The organism is Streptomyces sp. M41(2017) (assembly GCF_002078175.1).
Taxonomy (GTDB): Bacteria; Actinomycetota; Actinomycetes; order Streptomycetales; family Streptomycetaceae; genus Streptomyces.
The window spans coordinates 1,646,990-1,669,339 of the sequence record NZ_MWFK01000002.1 but is presented as its reverse complement, the minus strand read 5'-3'; the positions used below and the strand labels follow the sequence as shown (position 1 = coordinate 1,669,339).

General features: G+C 73.2%; 21 protein-coding genes. 10 read left to right on the top strand and 11 right to left on the bottom strand.

Annotated elements, in window-relative coordinates; all coding sequences use genetic code 11:
• Positions 1–95: 95 nt before the first annotated feature.
• From B0675_RS33080 to fxsA, 3 genes are all read left to right on the top strand, one after another.
• Complete coding sequence (locus B0675_RS33080; RefSeq protein ID WP_081223281.1) at positions 96–1,712, top strand: amidohydrolase; 1,617 nt, start codon at positions 96–98, stop codon at positions 1,710–1,712.
• A 536-nt stretch (positions 1,713–2,248) separates the two neighbouring features.
• Entirely contained in the window at positions 2,249–3,040 is a 792-nt protein-coding gene (locus B0675_RS33075) for a polyprenol monophosphomannose synthase (RefSeq protein ID WP_081223280.1), read from the top strand.
• Between the two features lie 78 nt (positions 3,041–3,118).
• Positions 3,119–3,688: an FxsA family membrane protein gene (fxsA, locus tag B0675_RS33070; RefSeq protein WP_081223279.1), complete on the top strand. Its 570-nt coding sequence runs from the start codon at positions 3,119–3,121 to the stop codon at positions 3,686–3,688.
• Positions 3,689–3,919: 231 nt separating this feature from the next.
• Here the strand turns inward: fxsA and B0675_RS33065 are convergent, their stop codons facing one another.
• From B0675_RS33065 to B0675_RS33050, 4 genes are all read right to left on the bottom strand, one after another.
• Complete coding sequence (locus B0675_RS33065) at positions 3,920–4,294, bottom strand: RNA polymerase-binding protein RbpA (protein ID WP_081223278.1); 375 nt, start codon at positions 4,292–4,294, stop codon at positions 3,920–3,922.
• Positions 4,295–4,550: 256 nt separating this feature from the next.
• Positions 4,551–5,906, bottom strand: coding sequence for an MFS transporter (locus B0675_RS33060; RefSeq protein WP_081223277.1), 1,356 nt, complete (start codon positions 5,904–5,906; stop codon positions 4,551–4,553).
• A gap of 41 nt (positions 5,907–5,947) precedes the next feature.
• Positions 5,948–6,715 (bottom strand): glycerophosphodiester phosphodiesterase, encoded by a 768-nt coding sequence (locus B0675_RS33055; protein WP_081223276.1) that lies wholly within the window; start codon positions 6,713–6,715, stop codon positions 5,948–5,950.
• Positions 6,712–7,458, bottom strand: a complete 747-nt coding sequence (locus B0675_RS33050; RefSeq protein ID WP_241540073.1) for a hypothetical protein — start codon at positions 7,456–7,458, stop codon at positions 6,712–6,714. The genes B0675_RS33055 and B0675_RS33050 overlap by 4 nt, the downstream gene beginning before the upstream one ends.
• A gap of 63 nt (positions 7,459–7,521) precedes the next feature.
• On the opposite strand from B0675_RS33050, the gene B0675_RS33045 reads away from it, so the two are divergent.
• Positions 7,522–9,021, top strand: coding sequence for a PLP-dependent aminotransferase family protein (locus B0675_RS33045; RefSeq protein WP_081223275.1), 1,500 nt, complete (start codon positions 7,522–7,524; stop codon positions 9,019–9,021).
• A 181-nt stretch (positions 9,022–9,202) separates the two neighbouring features.
• Here the strand turns inward: B0675_RS33045 and B0675_RS33040 are convergent, their stop codons facing one another.
• Both B0675_RS33040 and B0675_RS33035 read right to left on the bottom strand, forming a co-directional pair.
• On the bottom strand, positions 9,203–10,801 hold the full coding sequence (locus B0675_RS33040; RefSeq protein ID WP_081223274.1) for an ATP-binding protein: 1,599 nt from the start codon (positions 10,799–10,801) through the stop codon (positions 9,203–9,205).
• 40 nt (positions 10,802–10,841) lie between these two features.
• Positions 10,842–11,036 (bottom strand): hypothetical protein, encoded by a 195-nt coding sequence (locus tag B0675_RS33035; RefSeq protein ID WP_037621052.1) that lies wholly within the window; start codon positions 11,034–11,036, stop codon positions 10,842–10,844.
• 261 nt (positions 11,037–11,297) lie between these two features.
• On the opposite strand from B0675_RS33035, the gene B0675_RS33030 reads away from it, so the two are divergent.
• The 5 genes from B0675_RS33030 to B0675_RS33010 all read left to right on the top strand — a co-directional run bounded on the left by B0675_RS33030 (position 11,298) and on the right by B0675_RS33010 (position 16,681).
• Positions 11,298–11,690, top strand: a complete 393-nt coding sequence (locus B0675_RS33030) for an ankyrin repeat domain-containing protein (protein WP_081223273.1) — start codon at positions 11,298–11,300, stop codon at positions 11,688–11,690.
• Positions 11,691–11,990: 300 nt separating this feature from the next.
• Positions 11,991–13,409 (top strand): hypothetical protein, encoded by a 1,419-nt coding sequence (locus B0675_RS33025; RefSeq protein WP_081224027.1) that lies wholly within the window; start codon positions 11,991–11,993, stop codon positions 13,407–13,409.
• Positions 13,410–13,548: 139 nt separating this feature from the next.
• Positions 13,549–14,673, top strand: coding sequence for a glycosyltransferase family 1 protein (locus B0675_RS33020; protein ID WP_081223272.1), 1,125 nt, complete (start codon positions 13,549–13,551; stop codon positions 14,671–14,673).
• The gene (locus B0675_RS33015) at positions 14,670–15,830 is read left to right on the top strand and encodes a glycosyltransferase (protein ID WP_081223271.1); all 1,161 of its coding nucleotides are present in this window, start codon (positions 14,670–14,672) and stop codon (positions 15,828–15,830) included. Before B0675_RS33020 ends, B0675_RS33015 begins: the two co-directional genes overlap by 4 nt.
• Complete coding sequence (locus B0675_RS33010; RefSeq protein WP_081223270.1) at positions 15,827–16,681, top strand: SGNH/GDSL hydrolase family protein; 855 nt, start codon at positions 15,827–15,829, stop codon at positions 16,679–16,681. Before B0675_RS33015 ends, B0675_RS33010 begins: the two co-directional genes overlap by 4 nt.
• Positions 16,682–16,772: 91 nt before the next feature.
• Here B0675_RS33010 and B0675_RS33005 read toward each other — a convergent pair whose 3' ends face one another.
• The 5 genes from B0675_RS33005 to B0675_RS32985 form a co-directional block, all read right to left on the bottom strand.
• A complete protein-coding gene (locus tag B0675_RS33005) occupies positions 16,773–17,642 on the bottom strand; it encodes a biotin-dependent carboxyltransferase family protein (RefSeq protein WP_081223269.1) in 870 nt (289 codons plus the stop codon).
• The gene (locus tag B0675_RS33000; protein ID WP_081223268.1) at positions 17,639–18,400 is read right to left on the bottom strand and encodes an allophanate hydrolase subunit 1; all 762 of its coding nucleotides are present in this window, start codon (positions 18,398–18,400) and stop codon (positions 17,639–17,641) included. Before B0675_RS33000 ends, B0675_RS33005 begins: the two co-directional genes overlap by 4 nt.
• Positions 18,397–19,155 carry a 5-oxoprolinase subunit PxpA gene (locus B0675_RS32995; RefSeq protein ID WP_081223267.1) on the bottom strand — a complete coding sequence of 253 codons (759 nt, stop codon included), beginning with the start codon at positions 19,153–19,155 and terminating at the stop codon, positions 18,397–18,399. The genes B0675_RS33000 and B0675_RS32995 overlap by 4 nt, the downstream gene beginning before the upstream one ends.
• 29 nt (positions 19,156–19,184) lie before the next feature.
• Positions 19,185–19,982, bottom strand: coding sequence for a putative hydro-lyase (locus B0675_RS32990; protein WP_179165530.1), 798 nt, complete (start codon positions 19,980–19,982; stop codon positions 19,185–19,187).
• A gap of 71 nt (positions 19,983–20,053) precedes the next feature.
• Positions 20,054–21,373: an MFS transporter gene (locus B0675_RS32985; RefSeq protein ID WP_081223265.1), complete on the bottom strand. Its 1,320-nt coding sequence runs from the start codon at positions 21,371–21,373 to the stop codon at positions 20,054–20,056.
• Positions 21,374–21,570: 197 nt separating this feature from the next.
• On the opposite strand from B0675_RS32985, the gene B0675_RS32980 reads away from it, so the two are divergent.
• The gene (locus B0675_RS32980; protein ID WP_081223264.1) at positions 21,571–22,275 is read left to right on the top strand and encodes a GntR family transcriptional regulator; all 705 of its coding nucleotides are present in this window, start codon (positions 21,571–21,573) and stop codon (positions 22,273–22,275) included.
• Positions 22,276–22,350 lie beyond the last annotated feature (75 nt).

Below are 22,350 nucleotides of genomic sequence, written 5' to 3'. Positions count from 1 at the left end.
CGGTGGCAGGGCAGTGGCAGGGAATGAGGGGGCGGACCGCCCGCGGGCGACCACCCGGGCGAGAGCCGGTGCCGGGGAGGCGGGAGACTGGTCCCATGAGTGAGAGCACCGCCCCGTCGGTCACCGTGCTGCTGCGCGGTGGAGAAGTCCACAGTCCCGCAGACCCCTTCGCCACCGCCATGGTCGTCGAGCGCGGCCAAGTCGCCTGGGTCGGCTCGGAGGGAGCCGCCGACGCCTTCGCCTCCGGGGTCGACGAGGTCGTGGACCTGGAAGGCGCCCTGGTGACCCCGGCGTTCACCGACGCCCACGTGCACACCACCGCCACCGGACTCGCGCTCACCGGCCTCGACCTGTCCGACGCGCCGTCCCTCGACGCCGCGCTCGCCCGGGTCCGGGAGTTCGCCGCCTCACGTCCCGCCGACCGGGTGCTCCTCGGCCACGGCTGGGACGCGGCCCGCTGGCCCGGCGGCCGGCCCCCGACCCGCGCCGAACTCGACGAGGCCGCCGGCGGACGACCGCTCTACCTCTCCCGCATCGACGTGCACTCCGCCGTCGCCACGACCGCGCTCCTGGACCTGGTCGGCGGCGTCACGGCGAGCACCGGGTACACGCCGGACGGCCCGCTGACCGGCGACGCCCACCACGCGGTGCGTGCCGCCGCCCTCGGCGCGATCGGCGGCGTCCAGCGCGCCGAGGCCCAGCGGGCCGCGCTCGCCCACGCCGCCTCGCTCGGCATCGGTTCCGTGCACGAGTGCGGCGGGCCCGAGATCTCCTCCGAGGACGACTTCACGGGCCTGCTGCGGCTCGCCGCCGAGGAGCCCGGCCCGCGCGTGGTCGGCTACTGGGCCGAGCGCGACGTCGACAAGGTGCGGGCCCTCGGCGCCGCCGGCGCGGCCGGCGACCTCTTCGTGGACGGCTCCCTCGGATCGCACACCGCTTGTCTGCACCAGCCCTACCTCGACGGGAACCACACCGGCGTCGCCCACCTCGACACGGACGCCGTCGCCGCGCACGTCGTGGCCTGTACCGAGGCGGGCCTCCAGGCAGGCTTCCACGCCATCGGGGACGCCGCCGTGGCCTCCGTCGTCGACGGCGTCCGCGCCGCCGCGGAGAAGGTCGGCCTGGCCCGGGTCCGCGCCGCACGGCACCGGGTCGAACACGCCGAGATGCTCACGCCGGAGACCGTCGCGGGCTTCGCCGAACTGGGCCTCACCGCCTCCGTCCAGCCCGCCTTCGACGCGCTCTGGGGCGGCGAGGACGGCATGTACGCCCAGCGACTCGGCGCCGAACGCGCGCGCACGCTCAACCCCTTCGCCTCCCTGCTCCGCGCCGGCGTACCGCTGGCCTTCGGCTCCGACAGCCCCGTGACCCCGCTCGACCCCTGGGGCACCGTCCGAGCCGCTGCCTTCCACCGCACCCCCGAGCACCGGGTGTCGGTCCGCGCCGCCTTCACGGCCCACACCCGGGGCGGCTGGCGGGCCGTCGGTCGCGACGACGCCGGCGTGCTGGTGCCGGGCGCGCCCGCCGACTACGCCGTGTGGCGCACCGCCGAACTGGTCGTGCAGGCCCCCGACGACCGGGTCGCGCGCTGGTCCACCGACCCGCGTTCGGGCACCCCGGGACTGCCCGATCTGACCCCCGGGAACGACCTGCCCGTCTGTCTGCGCACCGTGGTCGGCGGACGGACGGTATTCGTACGGCCTAACGAGTGATGTCCCGGGGCCCCGCGGGCGCGATCACCGGCCGTCACGCCGTCGCGCGACCTGCGCATCCTCCGGGCCCACCAGGGGTGCTACGGAGAACGCTCAGCTCACAGGGCGGTTGACAGCCGCCCGCAGCGTGCCGGTAGGTTCGGCCGCGTCCACCACCGGACGTCCGACCGGGGAGCTTCCGCGCTGCCTCGCAGTGCCGCTGGGTCAGGGGTGGTGCGCCGCACCGGCGCACGGCCACTGGCAGCCAGGCCCAGCGCCCGCGCAGCGAGGCGAGGGAACGTTCCGACAAGTCGGCAGGTGCGACCCGGGTGGGGCCCGGACGTTCAGTAGACAACGGCTTTCGGTCGACCCGCAGCCAGCGGGTCCCTGGTCGGCCCGAAGGGCGCCGGGCCCCGATCCGCAGACGCGATGTCGCCTCCGCGCGACCCCTCTCCTCGAGCTCACCCGCATTCGACACCCCCGGCCGAACGCTGCGTCACAGCAGTGCAGGCCGGGCGCATTATGGTGGTCCCCTGCGTACGGACGAAGGGGCAGCAGTGAACGACGGCGACGGGACCCTCGCGGCGGAAGCCCAGGGGAGGCGGTTCGGCCCGCTCGGCACGGCCTTGGTGATCATTCCGACCTACAACGAGGCGGAGAACATCAAGAAGATCGTCAGCCGGGTGCGAGCGGCCGTGCCCGAGGCGCACGTGCTGGTGGCGGACGACAACAGCCCCGACGGCACCGGCAAACTGGCCGACGAACTGGCCGCCGCGGACGAGAACGTCCAGGTGCTGCACCGCAAGGGCAAGGAGGGCCTCGGCGCCGCCTACCTGGCGGGCTTCCGCTGGGGCATCGAGCACGACTACGGCGTGCTCATCGAGATGGACGCCGACGGCTCCCACCAGCCCGAGGAGCTTCCCCGCCTGCTGACCGCCCTCAAGGGCGCCGACCTGGTGCTCGGCTCGCGCTGGGTGCCGGGCGGGCGGGTCGTGAACTGGCCGAAGTCCCGTGAGTTCATCTCGCGCGGCGGCAGCCTCTACTCCCGCGTCCTGCTCGACGTACCGATCCGCGACGTGACGGGCGGCTACCGCGCCTTCCGCCGGGAGACGCTCGAAGGACTCGGCCTCGGCGAGGTCGCCTCCCAGGGCTACTGCTTCCAGGTCGACCTGGCCCGCCGAGCGGTGAAGGCCGGCTATCACGTCGTCGAGGTCCCCATCACGTTCGTGGAGCGGGAACTCGGTGACTCCAAGATGAGCCGCGACATCCTGGTGGAGGCGCTGTGGCGCGTCACCACGTGGGGTGTGGGCGAGCGCGTCGGACGGATCACGGGCCGCAAACAGCCCTGAGGGATCCGAACGGGTCGCACAGCGGGGATTGATCATCCGCTTATCCCGTACTGAGCCCGGCCCAGGCACACTGGGAGCATGACGACTGGCGCTCCCACCCCCACCCGCTCCGCACGACCGCGGCGCTCGCGGCTGCGCACGTTCCTGCCGCTCGGCGTCGCGGTGTGGCTGGTGCTGGAGATCTGGCTCCTGGTGATGGTCGCCCGGGCGACCAGCGGCCTGCTCGTGTTCCTGCTGCTGGTCGGCGGCATCGTGCTCGGATCCGTGGTGATCAAGCGGGCCGGCCGCCGAGCCTTCAGGAACCTCAGCCAGACCCTGCAACAGCAGCAGAGCGGTGTCGCGCCCACGACCGAGGGCGGCGGGGGCAACGGCATGATGATGCTCGGCGGCCTGCTCCTGATGATCCCGGGGCTGATCTCCGACGCGTTCGGTCTCCTCCTGCTGATCCCCCCGGTCCAGAAGCTCCTCAGCCGGTACGCGCAGCGCGCTCTCGACCGCACGATGGGCGCGGCCCCGGCCGGCACCGTCGGCGGTGCCTTCCAGCAGGCCCGGATGCACCGCCCCGACGGCAAGGTGGTCCAGGGCGAGGTCATCCACCACGACGAGCCGCGCGAGCCCGGCGAGCAGTACCCGCCGCTGAACCGCTAGCGCGACCACAGCACCACCGCTGAGCCGCGCGATGCCAATGTTGACCGCCGGGGAGCCGCCCGCTTCCCGGCGGAGGCCTGTCCCATCCGGTGCCGCACCGGCGCGACGACGGGCGGAATGCCGAGCGGGCCGTCATCGTGCCGAGCACAACGCACGAGGCCGCGGACCCCGTACATGACGTACGGTGTCCGCGGCCTCGGCGTGTGCGGTATGCCGCTCGACCCCGGGGGGTCAGGCGGACTTGCGGCTGTCGCGCGGATGCACCGCGATGTTCATCGCGCCGGAACGCAGAACGGCCAGGCGCTCCTCGAGGACCTCTTCGAGCTCCTCGCGAGTGCGCCGCTCCATCAGCATGTCCCAGTGCGTGCGCGCGGGCTTGGCCTTCTTTTCCTCAGGGCCGTCGCCGTCGACCAGGAGTGCCTGGGCCCCGCAGACCTTGCACTCCCACTCCGCCGGAATTTCGGCCTCCACCGAGAAGGGCATCTCAAAACGATGTCCCTTCTCGCATGCGTACTCCACGGCCTGGCGCGGAGCCAGGTCGATGCCGCGGTCCGTCTCATAGCTGGTCACTACGAGGCGTGTGCCGCGAAGAGCTCGCTCACTCATGAATCGTGCCTCCCGGGCTTGTCGCCCACAGGACAGGTGTCGCTGTCGTCGTCATCCGGTCAACGTCCGGTCGGCGGTAAAGATTCCCGTTAACGGGTCATGCGTCGCCGTCGTAGCCGCCCCTTGTTGTACCCACCGTCGCCCGGTTTGTCACATCTGGCATCAGATGTCACCCAACGCTTCAGTATCATTGACGCGCAGTAACGGTACGCCAGGCAGGCCAAACGCGTACACTACCGCTCTTTGGGCCCGGACGCTAAATCCTCTCGGGTACGGGATTGCCCGCGTCGCGGACCGCCTGCCGCACCTGGACCCTCGCGAGCAGCACGAAGCCGATGACGAAGAACGCCACGAGCGAGATGATCGCGTCCCGGTAGCTACCCGTCAGCTGGTACGTCAACCCGAACAGCAGCGGGCCGAGCCAGCTCATTCCGCGGTCGCTCATCTCGTACGCGGAGAAGTACTCGGCCTCCTTGCCCCGCGGCACCAGGTGCGAGAACAGGGAGCGGGACAGGGCCTGGCTGCCGCCCAGGACGAGACCGATGGCGGACGCGAGGACGAAGAACCACACCGGCGCCCCGGCGGGCAGGAAGTACCCGGCGCCGAGCGTGAGCGTCCAGGCGACGAGCGAGCCCAGGATGGTGCGTTTCGCGCCGTACGTGCGGGCGAGCCGGCCCATGCCCAGGGCGCCTCCCACGGCGAGCACCTGCACCAGCAGGACGGCCACGATCAGGGTCGACTGGCTGAGGCCGAGTTCCTCGGAGCCGTAGACCGAGGCCTGCGAGATGACCGTCTGGATGCCGTCGTTGTAGATGAGATAGGCGAGCAGGAACGACAGGGTCAGCGGCTTGCCGCGCATGTCGCGCACCGTGGCCGCCAGCTGCCGCCATCCGTGGGCGGACGGCTGTCCGGCCGACGCGGCCGGCGCTCGGCGGTCCCGCAGCCGTTTCAGCGGGACGAGGGTGAAGGCACCCCACCAGACGCCGGCCGAGGCCAGGCAGATGCGGACGGCCGTCGACTCGGAGACGCCGAAGCTGTCGTGGGCCGTGAACAGGACGAGGTTCGCGATCAGGACCAGAGAGCCGGCCGCGTACCCGAAGGCCCAGCCGCGGGACGAGACGGCGTCGCGCTCCTCCGGCGGGGCGATCTGCGGCAGGTAGGAGTTGTAGAGGACCATCGACACGGCCAGCGAGGCGTTCGCGACGATCAGCAGCAGGCCGCCCAGCAGGTAGCGGTCGCCGTCCAGGAAGAACATGCCCGTGGTGGCCGCGGCGCCCAGGTAGGCGGCCACCGCGAGCAGGGGCTTCTTGCGGCCGCTGCGGTCGGCGGCCGCCCCGGCGAGCGGCATCACGAAGATCGACACGATGACGGACGCGGAGACCGCGTAGGCGAAGAAGGAACCGGCGCGGACCGGGATCCCCAGGGGATGCACGAATCCGTCCGCGTCCGCCGCGTGCTTGGCCACCGCGGTCAGATAGGGGCCGAGGAACACGGTCAGCACGCTCGTCGAGTAGACGGAGCACGCCCAGTCGTAGAAGTACCAGCCGTGTTGTTCGCGTCGGCGCTCGGCGGCCTCCCCGGCCGCCCCCGCCCGCACGGTGTCCGTGCTCACCCGTGCCCTCGTTTCCCCGTGAACGGACCGCGCGAACAGGCTCAGAACCAGCTGCCCCGGTCTTCCAGGACCTTGCGCAGTGTGTCGATGTGATCGGTCATGATGCCATCGACCCCCAGGTCCAGGAGCCGGTGCATGCGTTGCGGTTCGTTCACGGTCCAGACGTGCACCTGGAGCCCGCGCGCGTGGGCGGCGCGCACGAAGCGACGGTCGACGACCGGCACACCGGACTGGGCCTCGGGGACCTGTGCCGCGATCGCCGAGCGGCGGACCGCGGCCGGGACGCCCCATGAGCGCAGCCGCAGGTTCAGTACCCCCCGAGTGCCGAAGGAGGTCGCGAGCCGGGGGCCGGCCAGGTGCTGGGCGCGGACGACGCGCGCCTCGGAGAACGAGCCGACGCAGACCCGGTCCCAGGCGTCCGTGCGGCCGATCAGGTCCAGCAGCGGCAGGAGGGCGGGTTCGGCCTTCACGTCGACGTTCCAGTGCACCTCGGGGAACGTCTCGAGCAGTTCCTCGAAGAGGGGCACCGGCTCGGTGCCCGCCACGCGCGCGTGGCGTACGTCCTCCCAGGGGAGGTCGGAGATCCGGCCCGCGCCGTCCGTGACCCGGTCGAGGGTCACGTCGTGGAAGGCGACGAGCCTGCCGTCCGCCGTCGCGTGCACGTCGGTCTCGATGTAGCGGTACCCGGCGTCCACCGCCCGCCGGAACTGGGTCAGCGTGTTCTCCAGACCGTCCGCCGAACCGCCCCGGTGGGCGAAGGGGATCGGGCCGGGGTGGTCGAGGTACGGGTGGCGTATGCGCGTGCTCACCCGGGCAGTATGGCGCCCTCCGGTTGACCGGTGGCAACGGAGGCGCTGCCGGCCGGTGCCGGCCGGGCGGCGAACACCCGCAGGAAGAGCTGTGCGAGCGGTCCGATGGCGACGGCGTACAGGACCGTGCCGACGCCCACCGTGCCGCCCAGCGCGAAGCCGGTCGCGACGACGGCCACTTCGAGGACCGTACGGACGAGACGCACCGAGCGGCCCGTGCGCCGGTGCAGTCCGGTCATCAGACCGTCCCGGGGTCCCGGACCGAAGGCCGCCGTGATGTAGAGACCGGTCGCCATGCCGTTCAGCACCACACCCGCCAGCAGCAGCGGGACACGTACGGCCAGGGAGTGCGTGTCGGGAACGACGGCGAGCGTGCCGTCCATGGCGATGCCGACCACGAAGACGTTGGACACCGTGCCGAGCCCGGGGCGTTGGCGCAGCGGGATCCACAGCAGCAGCACGGCCGCGCCCACGATGATCGACACCACGCCGATCGTCAGACCGGTCAGCTCGGCCAGCCCCTGGTGCAGCACGTTCCACGGCTCCAGGCCCAGTCCCGCCTCCACGAGCAGGGCCGAACTCCCGCCGTACAGGGCCAGGCCGGCGTAGAGCTGGACGAGACGGCGGGGGAGTCGCCGCGGGCCGGAGGGCACGGCGGGGTCGGGCGCCGAGTCCGGGACGGGTGCGGACTCGGAACGTGCGGTCATGGGATGCCCCCCGGTGGTGATAGTGGCCTGACCCATGACACTCTGTGGCGTGGGAAGTGGCCGTAACCATGGCCAATTCGGGGAAGGTGGACTGGAATCATGGCGCAGTGGACTTCGGCGGTGGGGGCCGCTCAGCTCGCCCGGCTCCTCAACTCCCAGCAGGAGCGCCCCGCGGGGCCCGGGACCCGGCGCCCGCCCGCGTACCGCGCGCTCGCCGACGGCGTCCGCCTGCTCGTGCTCGAAGGACGCGTTCCGGTCGCCGCGCGGCTGCCCGCCGAGCGCGAACTGGCGCTGGCCCTGTCCGTCAGCCGTACGACCGTCGCCGCCGCCTACGAGGCGCTGCGCGCGGAGGGTTTCCTGGAGTCCCGGCGCGGAGCCGGCAGCTGGACCGCCGTGCCCGCCGGGAACCCGCTGCCCGCACGCGGGCTGGAGCCCCTGCCGCCCGAGACCCTCGGGTCGATGATCGACCTGGGCTGCGCCGCGCTGCCCGCCCCCGAGCCGTGGCTGACGCGCGCCGTGCAGGGCGCGCTGGAGGAGCTGCCGCCGTACGCGCACACGCATGGCGACTACCCCGCCGGGCTGCCCGCCCTGCGCGCCATGCTGGCCGAGCGGTACACCGCGCGCGGGATCCCGACCATGCCCGAGCAGATCATGGTGACCACCGGCGCGATGGGCGCCATCGACGCGATCTGCCATCTGTTCGGGGGCCGGGGTGAGCGCATCGCGGTCGAGTCGCCCTCCTACGCCAACATCCTCCAGCTGATGCGCGAGGCGGGGGCTCGGCTGGTACCCGTCGCGATGGCCGAGGGGCTCTCCGGCTGGGACATGGACCGCTGGCGGCAGGTCCTGCGCGAGGCCGCGCCCCGGCTCGCCTACGTGGTGGCCGACTTCCACAACCCGACCGGGGCGCTCGCGAGCGAGGAGCAGCGGCGGGGACTGGTGGACGCGGCCCGCTCGGCGGGGACCGTGCTGGTCGTCGACGAGACGATGAGCGAACTCCACCTGGACGACGGGGTCGAGATGCCCCGGCCGGTGTGCGGGTTCGATCCGGCCGGTTCGACCGTGATCACCGTCGGTTCGGCGAGCAAGGCCTTCTGGGCGGGCATGCGGATCGGGTGGGTGAGGGCCGCTCCGGACGTCATCCGCTCCCTGGTCGCCGCGCGCGCGTATGCCGACCTCGGCACGCCCGTGCTGGAACAGCTGGCCGTGAACTGGCTGCTCAGCACCGGGGGCTGGGAGGAGGCGGTGGGCATTCGCCGGTCGCAGGCCCGGGAGAACCGCGACGCTCTCGTCACGGCGGTCCGCAGGGAACTGCCCGGGTGGGAGTTCTCGGTTCCGCGCGGCGGTCTGACGTTGTGGGTGCGGACGGGCGGGCTGTCCGGCTCGCGGCTCGCCGAGGTCGGCGAGCGGGTGGGCGTCCGGGTCCCGTCCGGGCCCCGCTTCGGGGTGGACGGTGCCTTCGAAGGCTATGTGCGGCTGCCCTTCACCGTGGGCGGCGCGGTCGCGGACGAGGCGGCGATGCGGCTCGCCGCGGCGGCCCGCCTCGTGGAGACGGGTGTCAGCGGGGGCGACGACAGCCCGCGCACGTTCGTGGCCTAGAAGCGTTCGTGGCCCGGACGGCGCAGGCGGCGTCCGGCCGCCTGTCCGGTCGGTGAAAGGACAGGCGGCATGACACAGGGGCGGAGACCCGGCTCGGGTCTCCGCCCCTGTGTCGTACGCGTCAAGCTCTCGGGCGAGTCGTCCGCCGTGGGACGCGGTGGACGACTCGCCCGGGGAGGCTCTATCCCTCCGCGACCGCGACCCCGGCGACCTCCGAGGGGACCGGCTCCGAGGGGACCGGTTCCGAGGGGACCGGCTCCGCGTCCGCCGGAGTGGTCCGCTCCGGGAGGAGGTCGAGCACTGCCCGCCGTTGCGTCTCGCTCGTCGCGTCGTCGTACGGGTCGGGCGTGGCCGGGACCTGGAGGCGCAGGACGGGTCCCGTGCCCAGCCGGGCGTAGCCGCGACCGGGCGGCACGTCGCGGGTCGGCGTGGTGTGCGGCGGCGCCCCGAGGATCATCTCCAGCTGGCCCGCGGAGGCCGGTCCGAGCACCACGCGCGCGCGGGTGTGCTGCCGTACCGCGTCGCTGAGGAAGTCGAGGTGCTCGAAGTGCTCGGCCACCACGACCGTGACACCGGCCGCCCGGCCGTGCCGCAGGGGCACCTGGAGCAGCGACTGCGGGTCCGTGCGGCCGTCGGCGGTGGCCAGGTGGGCCAGCGCGGTCGGCCGGTCGACCAGGATCCACAGCGGGTTCTTGATGTCGTCCGGAGTGGGATGCCCCGACTGGAGAGCGCGGTTCGCGGCGATCAGCCGCCGCTCCGTCTCGTTCGCCGCCCACTCCAGGCTGCCGAGCGCGCCGGCCGTTCCGCACTCGACGGCCAGGACGCCGTCCCGCCCGGTCAGGCACGCGTACTCGCCGGTGCCGCCGCCGTCGACGATGACGACGTCGCCGTACTGAAGGGCCTGGAGAGCGATGGAACGCACGAGTGTGGTCGTGCCGGTGCCCGGTTCGCCCGCGATGAGCAGGTGCGGTTCCGTCGAGCGGACGCCGGTGCGCCAGACGACCGGCGGGACGTCCCGCTGCTCCTCGCCGTAGGTGAGGGGGAGCGTGCGCTGGACGTCGGTGGGGTCGGTGAAGCCGAGGACCGTCTCACCGGGCGCGGTGACGAAGCGCTGGGCGGTGATGTCGGTGGGCAGCGGCGGCAGGACGGTGACCGTGAGTTCGTTGCCCTCCTCGTCCCACTCGAAGTGGTACTCGCGGCCGCGGCCCGACTTGGCGTACAGCAGCTGTTCGATCCGAGCGCGGGCGTCCGGCTCGCCGTCGGTGAAGTACGCCGGGTAGCGGACGAGGAGACGGGAGACCCGGCCGTCGTCGTCGAAGTCGTACGAGGCGAAGGCCTTCTCCCAGTCGCCGCCGTGGGCGTAGAGGGGAGCGGGGTCCTCGGCCGCGGAGAAGTACGGCACGAGGGCCTCGTAGAGCGACTGGAGGCGTCCGGTCTGTGCCTCGTCGGGACCGGTCGGGGGCGGCGGGGTGCGTTCCCGGCCGGTCCAGGCTGCCGCCGCCATCAGGCTGATGACGGCGAGCAGCGGTCCGTACGGCACCAGAGCCACCACCAGGATCACGGAGGCCACCAGGAACAGCAGTGGTCCGCGCCGGTCCTTGGGCGTGGCGGCCCACTTGCGCCGTCCGGCGGCTGCCAGCCGGCGCAGTCCACGAGTGACCGTGATCAGTGGATGGAGGACGTCGGTGGCGCTGTCGGCTGCCGTCCGGGCCAGCTCCCGGCTCTTGGCGATGTGTGCGTTGCCGTTGACGAGGATGCGGGGGAGAGGGCGCCGAGCCACTGCTGTCTCCTGAAGGTGCGTACGAAGTGGGGGGACGTCGTCAGAACTTGATCCCGCCGAGGAGGCCCGCCAGGCTCTCCCCGCCGGCCTTGATGCTCGGTGCGATGGCCGTGCTCGCGAGGTAGAAGCCGAAGAGTGCGGCCACCAGAGCGTGCGACGCCTTCAGCCCGTCCTTCTTGAAGAACAGGAAGACGATGATGCCGAGAAGGACGACGCCTGACATGGACAGAATCATTTGAGCTCTCCTGGTTCGTGGGGACAGTCACCATGAGTTGTTCCAGGATCACAGAATGTATCCATACGATAAAAGGTGCAACTGGGTGAAATTCGGCTGTTTTCACTCGTGCGATGGAGCTCTCTTGGGCCGCCTGAGCTGGTCTGTTGCGCCTTGCGCGCCTTTTGTGATCTTTGCCGCAGGCGATGCCGGTCATGTGCCCGTGGAGCCAGTACCCTGTCGATTCACCCGAACGGTTGCACTGAGAGGCGGTCCGCCCCGATGAGTGAAGTCCCCGACCCCGAGGTCGTGGAGCTCGCGACGAAGATCTTCGATCTGGCGCGGCGCGGCGAGACGGAGACGCTCGTGGCGTACGTGGACGCGGGCGTTCCGGCGAATCTCACCAACGACCGCGGCGACTCGCTCGTGATGCTCGCGGCGTATCACGGCCACGCGGAGGCGGTCCGCGCCCTGCTGGACCGCGGCGCCGAGGCCGACCGGGTCAACGACCGCGGCCAGACCCCGCTCGCGGGGGCCGTCTTCAAGGGCGAGGACGCGGTCGTCCGGGTTCTCCTGGCCGCCGGTGCCGATCCGGCCGCGGGCACGCCCTCGGCGGTCGACACGGCCCGCATGTTCGCCAAGACCGACGTGCTCGAACTGTTCGGCGCGCTCTGACGTCGGCGCTCTGACCAGGCGCGACGCAAGAAAAAGGGGAGGCGGAACGGGGCCGCCGGAAATACGGTCGCGGCAGGAAGAACTGCCGAGTCATCATGACGACGTGATTCACGGACGTGATGGCCGGGCAGATGTTGCCGCACCGCGCGGACCGTGACGCGGCCCGTATGGGCCACCGACGAGAGGCAGAGGAAGATGGTCTACAGCAAGCAAGAGACGGCGGGCGCCCCGACGTGTTGTCACGCGGCCAGGTAATGCAGGATCCCGGTTGCGTCGACGCTTGATGTGAGGCTGTTTCCCATGTTCGATCCGGTCATAGCGCCCAGCGGTACGCTGCTCGGCCTGCTCCAGAGGGGCCGCGGCGACGGCACGCTGCACGCGCTCACCGCACCGCGCGCCGAAGCGCTCGCGGCGCTGAACCACTGTGTGCTGCGGGATCCCCGCCACGACTGGCAGGTGGAGAACCGCTCCCTGTACTACGCCCGTCTCTACCTCGATCTGGCCGGCGGGCTGGACGAGATCGAGCGGCACCTCTTCGACGCCGAGGACGTCCTCGACGACTGCGAGTCCCGCACGGGGCTGTCCCTCGCGGTCCTCGGACACCTCGCCTCCTACGGCAGGCAGGACGCCCTCGCGCTGCTGCGCAGGTACGCCGCCACCGGCACCAATTGGGCCTGGGCCCTCGACGAACTCGCCCTGCGGGACGACGACGCCGGGCTGCGGGCGCTCGCCGTCCCGACCCTCGCCCGGTTCCCGGCCGACCCCGAGGGCGAGGCCGCCCTCACCGCCGCCGTGCGCGACGCGTTCGAACCACGGCCCTGGCGGCTGTGGGCCGACGACCCGCGCCCCTCCGTCGCCGCACGCGTGCGTGCCGCCCAGGAGGCAGGGTCCTTCGACCGCTGGCAGCGCCAGATGCGCCCGTCCGGGCCTCGCCCCGGCTGGAGCGTGCAGGCCGTCTTCGACTGGGCCCAGCAGGGCATCGACCGCGGAGCCGCGCTGTATGTGCCGGCCGCCCGCTGCCTGACCGCCGTCGCCGGCCCCGAGGACCGGCCCGAGATCGTCGAGGCGGCGCGCGACGGCGCCGAGGGAGCGCGCTGCACGGCCCTGCGCTACCTCGCCGACGGCAACGACCCCGACGCCCTCGATCTGATCGAGGCGGCCGTGGCGAACGGCTCGACCGGTGTCACCGAGGCCGCCGTCGACGCCTTCGAGCGGATGCGCGGCGCCGCCGCGGTCGACCGGGCCCGCGGATGGGCGCACCGGCCCGACGCCCTCGGCGCCGCCGCCGGACGCGTCCTCGCCTGCCGCGGCGGAGCACAGGACCGCGACCTCGTGCTGGGCGCCCTGCGCGAGGCCGTACGGGGCGAAGGACCCGACGCGCCGACGCTGTGGACCCTCGTCGACGGCACCGGACGGCTCGGCATCGCCTGCGCCGCACCCGTCCTGCGCCACATCTACCGGGAGACCGCCTCCTCGCACCTGCGCCAGCGGGCCGCGCGGGCCCTGGCCGTCACCGACCCCTCCTTTCCCGCCGGCTTCGCCGTCGAGTGCCTGTGGGACTGCGAGGAGACCACCCGCGAGACCGCCGCACGGCACGCCGAGACCGGCGACGCGCGCGTGGTGGACCAACTGCGCCGACTGGCGGCGGATCCGGCCGAGGAGGCCGAGGTCCAGACAGCGGTCAGGAGCCGGATCGGGCCCGACATGCCCGCCGTGTGAACGGGCGGTGGCCCGTGGGCCGGAGTCGCGTGGACAGGGGCTGACCTGGCCGGGTGCGGTGCGCAACGCTCACGGGACGTTCACCGTCGGCAAAGATCGACGTTGACGCGGGCACGTCCAGTACGGCGAGAACACCCGTATGCGTGTCGTCATCGTGACCGAATCCTTTCCCCCCGATGTGAACGGCGTGGCCCACTGCGCGCTCCAGACCGCCCGGCACCTCGTCGATCGCGGTCACGCTCCCCTCGTCGTCGCCCCGGCCACCTCCGCCGGGAACGGACCCGACGTCCTCGCGCCGTGTCCCGTCGTCCGTGTCCCCTCCCTCCCGCTCCCGGGCTACCCCCAGGTCCGCGTCGCCCTCCCCAGCCGACGCGTCGCCGCGGCCATCACCGAACACCGCGCGGACCTCGTCCACCTGGCCAGCCCCTTCATCCTCGGCGTCCGCGGCATGGCGGCCGCCTCCCGTCTCGGCATCCCCGCCGTCGCCGTCTACCAGACCGACCTCGCCGGATACGCCCGTACGTACATCAGCGCCGGTGAGGCGACCGCGTGGCGGCGCATCCGCTCCGTGCACGCAGCCGCCGACCTGACGCTCGCTCCGTCCACCGCGGCCCTGTCCGACCTGGAGACCCACGGCGTGCCCCGTGTCCGGCTCTGGGCGCGCGGTGTCGACACGGCGCGCTTCCGGCCCGCTCTCCGGGACGAGGCGCTCCGCCGCGAGCTGGCCCCGAACGGCGAGCTGATCGTCGGCTACGTCGGCCGGCTCGCCCCGGAGAAGCACGTCGAACTGCTCTCCGGGGTCTGCGGACTCGACGGCGTCCGCGTCGTCGTGGTCGGCGACGGACCCAGCGAGACCACCCTGCGGGCCGCCCTCCCCGGCGCCGCCTTCCTCGGCCGGCGCACCGGTGACGAACTCGCGCGGATCTTCGCCTCCCTGGACGTCTTCGCGCACACCGGCCCCTTCGAGACCTTCTGCCAGACCGTCCAGGAGGCCATGGCCAGCGGGGTACCCGTCGTGGCGCCCGCCGCCGGCGGACCGCTCGACCTCGTGGACCACGGCCGCACCGGGCTCCTCGTACCGCCCCGCGACCCCGACGCCCTGCGGGACGCGGTGCTGACTCTGGCCGCCGACCCCGCCGTGCGGGCCGCCTGTGGGGCCGCCGGTCACGCCATGGTCGAGGGCCGCACCTGGGCCGCGGTGGGCGACCAGCTCATCGGCCACTACGACGACGTCCTGTCGGCACGGAAGCTGGTGGCGGCATGAGCCTCAGGATCGTACGGCTGGCCAACTTCGTCGCCCCCGCGTCCGGGGGCCTGCGCACCGCCCTGCGGGAACTGGGCGCCGGCTACCTGGCGGCGGGCCACGACCCGGTGCTGGTCGTTCCCGGCGAGCGCGCCGGCGACCACGAGACCGAGCAGGGGCGCGTGATCACCCTGCCCGGCCCGCTGCTGCCCGGGACCGGTGGCTACCGCGTGCTGACCGACCGACGGAGAGTGGCCCGGCTCCTGGAATCGCTCGCCCCCGACCGCCTGGAGGTCTCGGACCGCACCACCCTGCGCTGGACCGGAGTCTGGGCCCGGCGAGCCCGGGTCCCCGCCGTGATGGTCTCCCACGAGACCGCCGACGGTGTCCTGCGGACCTGGGGACTGCCGGAGGCGATGGCCCGGCGGACCGCCGACGCCCTCAACGTCCGTACCGCCCACTCCTACGCGCGCGTGGTGTGCACCACCGAGTTCGCCGAGCGCGAGTTCGTCCGTATCGGCGCCCGCAACGTCGTACGCGCCCCGCTCGGCGTCGACCTGGAGAGCAGCCGTCCCGCCCTGCGCGACCCGGCGCTGCGGGCCCGCCACGCGCGCGTCGACCAGATCCTGCTCGTCATGTGCTCGCGGCTCTCGGTGGAGAAGCGGCCCGGCACGGCGCTCGACGCCCTCGAAGCGCTGCTGCGGCGCGGGCGGCCCGCCGTGCTCGTCGTCGCCGGCGACGGGCCGCTCAGGGCCCGGCTCGAACAGCGGGCGCGGGAACGGAGGCTGCCCGTCACCTTCCTCGGGCACGTCGCCGACCGCAGTCTGCTCGGTTCGCTCCAGGCCTCGGCCGACGTGTGCCTGGCCCCGGGGCCGGCCGAGACGTTCGGGCTCGCCGCGCTGGAGGCCATGGCCTGCGGCACCCCGGTCGTCGCCAGCTCGCTCTCCGCCCTGCCCGAGGTCCTCGGGTCCGCAGGAGCCACCGCCGCCGACAGCGGAGACTCCTTCGCGGACGCGGTCGGGCTGGTGCTCGGCCGTCCCGAGAGCGAGCGGCGCGGCGCGGCACGCGCGCGTGCCGAGTGCTTCGGCTGGGACGCCGCCGTCGCGGGCTTCCTCGCCGCGCACGACGCGGTCGCGGTCCCGCCCCGGATCCAGGAAGTCCAGGAGGGCGTGGCATGAGACCGCTTCGCTTCGTGGTCCTCGGGGACTCGCTCACGGAAGGCGTGGGCGACCCCTTGGGGGACCGGTGGCGGGGTTGGGCCGAACTGCTCGCCCGCGGCCTCGCCCCGGTGGACGCGGCCGTGGAGTTCACCAACCTCGCGGTCAGCGGGGCGCAGACCCGGGACGTCCTGGAGCGGCAGACCCCCGAGGCGCTGGCGCTGCGGCCCGACGTCGTGTCCGTCGTCATCGGCGTCAACGACACCCTCCGGTGCACGTTCGACATCCGCTCCGTCGCCGAACGGCTGGACACCGTCTACGCGGCGTTCCGCGCGGGGGACACTCTGCTGATGACGGCCTGCCTGCCGGATCCGGGCTCGATGCTCGGACTGCCCGGGGCCCTCGCCCGCCCGCTGGCCCGCAGGCAGCGCGCGGTCAACGCCGTCGTGCACGCGCTCTCAGAACGGCACGGGGCGCTGCATCTGCACGCCGCCGAGGAGGAGTGGCTGACCGACCGCGCCATGTGGAGCGCCGACCGGCTGCACCCGGGGGAGCGCGGGCACCGCCAACTCGCCCTGCGTTTCCACGCCCTGCTCGCCGACCGGGGCATCGCCACCGGGGCCGCGCCGTCGGGGGAACCCGAGTTCGCTGCCCCCACCCGCTCGGCGAGCCTCTGGTGGCTCGCCACCGCGGGAACGGGCTGGGTCGCCCGCCGGTGCACGGACCTGCTGCCCCAACTGCTCACCCTCGCCGTGTCAGAGGTGCGCCACCGGACGCGGGGCACCAGCTCCCGCCTCGACATCGGCGCGGCGCACGCCGTCTCCGCCGCGCTCGCCGCCCTGTCCGCGGCCGAACGGCCCGACGCGGCATGACGGTCGGGCGCCCGGGACGCCCGGGACGCCTGGGACGCGCGGGCCGTCACGGTCCCGCTTCCCGTCCCGGGCCCACGACCCGAGGCCGGGCTCAGCGGCGACGGACCGCCAGGAAACGGACGGGAATGCCCGGGACGGCCTGAGCGGCCGCGGGGAGGTCCGTCTCGCGGACGACCGCGATCACCGGATAGCCGCCGGTCGTCGGATGGTCGGCGAGGAACACCACCGGCCGCCCGTCGGGCGGCACCTGCACCGCGCCCAGCACCATTCCCTCACTGGGCAGTTCACCGGAAACGGCCCTCTCCAGGGCGGGCCCCTCCGTGCGCAGCCCGATCCGGTTGCTCGCCGACGACACCCGGTAGGTGCGGGTCGTCAGCGTCCGGACCGCCGATGCCGTGAACCAGTCCTCGCGCGGGCCGGGCGTCACCCGCAGGACGAGTTCGTCGGGCGGGGCGGGGTGCGGAACGACGTCCACACGCGCGTGCCCGGCGCCCGGGCACCCCAGCGGAAGCACCGTTCCGTCCGTCAGGGGCGCGGGGCCCAGCCCCGACAGCAGATCGGTGGACCGGCTGCCGAGCACCGGATCGACCGCCACACCACCGGCCACGGCCACATAGGAACGCACCCCCGCGCGAGCGGGGCCGATGTCAAGGAGAGCGCCGGCGGGCACCCGGACGGGTGCTCCCCAGGCCGCGGGCCGCCCGTCGACCGAGACCGGACAGGGCGCTCCCGTCACGACCGCGACGACCGCCGAACGAGGGCGCAGGGAGCAGCCGTCGAGGGTCGTCTCCAGCACGGCCGCCCCGGTGGCGTTGCCGACGAGCCGGTTGGCCAGCGCCGCCGCGGGGGCGTCGAGCGCCCCGGAGCGCGGCACGCCGAGGTGCGCGTGCCCGGGGCGCCCCTGGTCCTGGACGGTGGTCAGGGCGCCCGCCCGTACCACCGACAGGGCCCGATCACTCATGAGCCGTCCACCGGGACGAAGCGGACCCGTGTGCCCGGCGCCAACAGCGCGGCCGGCACGCGCGCGTGGTCCCACAGCACCGCGTCCGTGCTGCCGATCAGCTGCCAGCCGCCCGGCGAACTGCGCGGATACACCCCCGTGTACGGGCCCGCCAGCGCCACGGAGCCCGCCGGAACCGCGGTCCGGGGAGTCGCCCGGCGCGGCACGTCGTACCGTTCCGGCAGCCCGGTCAGATAACCGAAGCCGGGCGCGAACCCGCAGAACGCCACCCGGAACTCGGCCGCCGCGTGGATCGCCCGCACCTCGTGCACCCGCACCCCCCACAGGGCCGCCACGTCCGCCAGATCGGGACCGTCGTAGCGCACGGGGATCTCGACGGCCTCGTCCGCGCGCGTGCCCAGTGGGGGGATCACCCAGCCGGGCAGCCGTTCGGCCACCCTCGCCGGGTCGTCCAGGCCGTCCAGCAGCACCGTGCGCGCCGCCGGGACGATCTCCCGCACCGTCAGTGAGCCCTCGGCGCGGCGCCGCAGCAGTTCGGCGTGCAGCGCCTGGGCCGCCTCGACGGAGAAGACCTCGACGAGCAGCGCCCGGTCGCCGACGGGAAGCACCCTCGTACGGGTGGGCGTGGTCGCCGGTGCCGTGCGGTGACCCGCGGGGGTGTCGTCCCCCGAGGGCGTCCGGGCCGCCCCGTGGTCGGCCCGGACGCCGGTACCGGGGGACACCGACGGTGTCGCGTCGCCCGTCGTGCGAGCCGTCATACGAACGCCTCCACACGGACGCCCGAGGATTCCAGCCGCTCGCGGACCCGGCGGGCGAGGCCGACCGCGCCGGGAGTGTCCCCGTGCAGGCACAGGGAGCGGGCGCGGACCGGGACGCGCTCCCCGGAGCGGGCCGTGACCGTCCCGGACCGGGCCAGTCCCAGCGAGCGTTCGACGACCGCCTCGGCGTCCGTGATCACCGCGCCCTCCTCGGTGCGCGGCACGAGCGTGCCCTCCTGCGTGTAGGCGCGGTCCGCGAACGCCTCGGTGACGACGGGCAGTCCGGCCCGCTCGGCCACCTTCAGGAACCGCGAGGAGGGCAGTCCGAGGACGGGCAGACCGGCACCCGCGAGCACGACACCTTCCACGACGGCGGCGGCCTGCTCCTCGTCGTGCACGACCCGGTTGTAGAGCGCGCCGTGCGGCTTCACGTAGGCGACACGCGAGCCCGCCGCGCGCGCGAAGACCTCCAGGGCGCCGATCTGGTAGGCGACTTCGGCCGCCAGTTCGTCGGACGGCACGTCCATCGCGCGCCGCCCGAACCCCGCCAGGTCCCGGTAGGAGACCTGGGCGCCGATCCGTACCCCGCGCTCCGCGGCCAGCTCGCACACCCGCCGCATGGTGGGCGCGTCCCCGGCGTGGAAGCCGCAGGCCACGTTGGCGCTGGTGACGACGGACAGCAGTTGTTCGTCGTCCGTCAGCCGCCAGCGGCCGAAGCCCTCGCCGAGATCGGCGTTGAGATCGATCCGGGTCATGGGTTGCCGTGTCTCCTCTCCCGGCCTCTTCAGGCCACTCGGTACTGCTCGTCGCGGGCGTCCGTGAGGAACATCCGCCCCGGCGCGTGGGTGATCGCGAACGGCGGCCGGGACGCCATCACGGCCGCCTGGGGCGTCACCCCGCATGCCCAGAACACCGGGATGTCGTCCGGCGCCGCGATCACCGGATCCCCGAAGTCCGGGCGCGAGAGATCCTCGATGCCCAGCCCCGACGGCTCACCGCAGTGCACCGGGCTGCCGTGCACGGCCGGCAGCAGACTGCTCTCCCGGATCGCCGCCGCCAGGTGCTGCGGTGGCACCGGGCGCATGGACACCACCATCGGCCCGTGCAGCCGCCCGGCCGGACGGCACTGCCGCGCCGTCACGTACATCGAGACGTTCCGGCCCTGCTCGATGTGGCGCATCGGTACGCCCGCCGCGCCCAGCGCCCACTCGAAGGTGAAGCTGCAGCCGATCAGGAAGGACACCAGATCGGGGCGCCAGTGCTCCACCACGTCCGTGGGTTCGGCGACCAACTCGCCGTGCTCCCACACGCGGTAGCGCGGCAGGTCGGTGCGCAGGTCCGCGCCCGCGGCGAGCGGCGTGGTCCAGGAACCGGCGTCGGTGACGTCGAGGACCGGGCACGGCTTCGGGTTGCGCTGGCAGAACAGCAGCGTCTCGTACGCCCAGTCTGCGGGGACCGAGACGAGGTTCGCCTGGGTGTGGCCCGCGGCGATCCCGGCGGTGGGCAGCGACAGTCCCGCACGGAAGCGGCGGCGTGCCTCGCCGGGGCTCCACGCGTGCGCGTGGGGCTCGGCTTCCCGCACACCGGGGGAGGGGACGTGGTCTCGGGCGGTGGTCTCGGCGGGGTTCCGCGGGAGGACCCTGACGGTGTCGGTCACAGCAACTCCTTGCCACGCGTCTCGGGCAGTCCGAGCAGGGCCACGGCGGCCAGGGCGTAGCCGATCGCGCCGAAGACCAGCGCGCCGCCCACGCCCCAGCTGTCGGCCAGGAAGCCGACCGTGGTGGGGAAGACGGCGCCGACGGCCCGTCCCGTGTTGTACGTGAAGCCCTGTCCGGTGCCGCGTACCGCCGCCGGGTACAGCTCGCTGAGGAAGGAGCCGAAGCCGCTGAAGATGGCCGACATGCAGAAGCCGAGCGGGAAACCGAGCACCAGGAGAAGGGTGTTGGCCCCGCTCGGGATGTTCGCGTACGTGAGGATGCAGGCGGCGGAGAGGACCGCGAACAGCAGGATGTTGCGCTTGCGGCCCAGCCGGTCGGTGAGGTGTCCGCCGGTCAGGTAGCCCAGGAAGGCACCCGAGATCAGGAACGTCAGGTAGCCGCCGGTGCCGACGACGGACAGCCCGCGCTCCGACTTCAGATAGGTGGGCACCCAGGTGGCCAGCGTGTAGTAACCGCCCTGGACACCGGTGGAGAGCAGGACCGCGAAGCAGGTGGTGCGCAGCAGACCCGGTGCTCCGGCCGTGCCGCGCTGGAAGATGGCCGTGAACCGCCCCTTGTCGGCGCTCTTCTCGCGCACCGCGGTCGCCCCGGGCGCGTCCTGCACCCGTCGCCGCACCCACACCACCAGCAGCGCAGGCAGTGCCCCGGTCCAGAACATCACGCGCCAGGCGAGATCGTCGCCGAGGAACTGGAAGACCAGCGTGTAGACCACCACGGCGAGACCCCAGCCGACGGCCCACGCGCTCTGGACCGCGCCGAGTGTCCGTCCCCGGTGCCGGGGACTCGCGTACTCCGCGACGAGGATGGCGCCGACGGCCCACTCGCCGCCGAACCCGAGGCCCTGGAGGGCACGGAACACCAGCAGCGTCTCGTAGTTGGGCGCGAAGCCGCAGGCGACCGTGAACAGCGCGTACGTGACGACGGTGATCATCAGCGCTCTCACGCGGCCGATCCGGTCCGCGACCACGCCGGCGACGGCGCCGCCGATCGCGGAGACGATCAGGGTGACGGTGGTGAACAGGCCCGTCTGGCCGCTGTCGAGGCCGAAGTAGGCGGCCAGGGCGACCATGCTGAGCGGCAGGGTGAAGTAGTCGTACGAGTCGAGGCCGTAGCCGCCGAACGCGCCGCCGAAGGCACGTCGGCCGCGCGGGCCGAGAGCGCGCAGCCAGCCGAACGCGCCTTCCTGGACGATGGGTTCACCCGTGTCGGGTGGAGTGTCCTTGGTCAGGGACGGGGGCGGAGGGGTCGTGCTCATGGGCACCTCGCAGGGAGGGACGGAGGGTGCTTGAGGACTGAGCCGTGCCGTGCGGAAGCGATGGGCGCCGGGGCGGTGCGAAGGGGTCGGTCCGTGGGCCGGGTCTGCCGGCGCCTGTTCGACAAGGTAGAGGATCGTTGAACGATCCCTCAATACCCCTGTTGTCTCGTTCCTGGGTCTGCGGTTGAATTCCGGGCATGGCAGAGCTGACGGAACTGGCCGACGACCGAGCCCTGTTGGGCCGCACCAGCACCGCCGAGCGGGTCGCGGACATCCTCAGGTCCCGCATCGCCGAGGGCTTCTTCCCGCCCGGGACGCGGTTGTCCGAGGACAGCATCGGCGGCGCGCTCGGCGTCTCGCGGAACACGCTGCGGGAGGCGTTCCGGCTGCTCACGCACGAACGGCTGCTGGTGCACGAGCTCAATCGCGGGGTCTTCGTGCGGGTGCTCACCGTGGAGGACGTAGAGGACATCTACCGCACCCGCGCCCTCGTCGAGTGCGCCGTCGTCCGCGGGCTCGGCGACCCCCCGTACGCCGTGGAGGGGCTCGCGGCGGCCGTCGCGGAGGGGCGGCGGGCAGCGGCTGAAAGTGACTGGAAAGGGGTGTCCACGGCCAACATCCACTTCCACCGCGAACTGGTCGCCCTGGCCGGCAGCGCCCGCACCGACGAGGTGATGCGCAGCGTCTTCGCCGAACTCCGCCTCGCCTTCCACGTCGTGGACGACCCGCGTCGGCTCCACGAGCCCTATCTGGCCCGCAACCACGAGATCCTCCGAACCCTCCAGGAGGGTGCCGGAGACTCCGCCGAACACCTCCTCGCGGCCTACCTCGACGACTCCCTGAAGGGCCTCGTCGAGGTGTACGCGCGCCGGGTGGCGGACGGGGGACAGGGGGCCGTCTGACCGGCGGGACCGCGGAAGGAGTCCGTGAGCCCGCAAGCGGCTCGGCCGGGCGGTGCCCGGAGGACCTTGACCTGT

What these genes read in the sequence shown, in the direction of transcription:
- B0675_RS33080 (WP_081223281.1), top strand. Translation starts at nt 96, where the DNA reads ATGAGTGAGAGCACCGCCCCGTCGGTCACCGTGCTGCTGCGCGGTGGA.
- fxsA (WP_081223279.1), top strand. Translation starts at nt 3,119, where the DNA reads ATGACGACTGGCGCTCCCACCCCCACCCGCTCCGCACGACCGCGGCGC.
- B0675_RS33065 (WP_081223278.1), bottom strand. Translation starts at nt 4,294, where the DNA reads ATGAGTGAGCGAGCTCTTCGCGGCACACGCCTCGTAGTGACCAGCTAT.
- B0675_RS33050 (WP_241540073.1), bottom strand. Translation starts at nt 7,458, where the DNA reads ATGGGTCAGGCCACTATCACCACCGGGGGGCATCCCATGACCGCACGT.
- B0675_RS33045 (WP_081223275.1), top strand. Translation starts at nt 7,522, where the DNA reads ATGGCGCAGTGGACTTCGGCGGTGGGGGCCGCTCAGCTCGCCCGGCTC.
- B0675_RS33035 (WP_037621052.1), bottom strand. Translation starts at nt 11,036, where the DNA reads ATGATTCTGTCCATGTCAGGCGTCGTCCTTCTCGGCATCATCGTCTTC.
- B0675_RS33030 (WP_081223273.1), top strand. Translation starts at nt 11,298, where the DNA reads ATGAGTGAAGTCCCCGACCCCGAGGTCGTGGAGCTCGCGACGAAGATC.
- B0675_RS33025 (WP_081224027.1), top strand. Translation starts at nt 11,991, where the DNA reads ATGTTCGATCCGGTCATAGCGCCCAGCGGTACGCTGCTCGGCCTGCTC.
- B0675_RS33020 (WP_081223272.1), top strand. Translation starts at nt 13,549, where the DNA reads ATGCGTGTCGTCATCGTGACCGAATCCTTTCCCCCCGATGTGAACGGC.
- B0675_RS33015 (WP_081223271.1), top strand. Translation starts at nt 14,670, where the DNA reads ATGAGCCTCAGGATCGTACGGCTGGCCAACTTCGTCGCCCCCGCGTCC.
- B0675_RS33010 (WP_081223270.1), top strand. Translation starts at nt 15,827, where the DNA reads ATGAGACCGCTTCGCTTCGTGGTCCTCGGGGACTCGCTCACGGAAGGC.
- B0675_RS33005 (WP_081223269.1), bottom strand. Translation starts at nt 17,642, where the DNA reads ATGAGTGATCGGGCCCTGTCGGTGGTACGGGCGGGCGCCCTGACCACC.
- B0675_RS33000 (WP_081223268.1), bottom strand. Translation starts at nt 18,400, where the DNA reads ATGACGGCTCGCACGACGGGCGACGCGACACCGTCGGTGTCCCCCGGT.
- B0675_RS32995 (WP_081223267.1), bottom strand. Translation starts at nt 19,155, where the DNA reads ATGACCCGGATCGATCTCAACGCCGATCTCGGCGAGGGCTTCGGCCGC.
- B0675_RS32985 (WP_081223265.1), bottom strand. Translation starts at nt 21,373, where the DNA reads ATGAGCACGACCCCTCCGCCCCCGTCCCTGACCAAGGACACTCCACCC.
- B0675_RS32980 (WP_081223264.1), top strand. Translation starts at nt 21,571, where the DNA reads ATGGCAGAGCTGACGGAACTGGCCGACGACCGAGCCCTGTTGGGCCGC.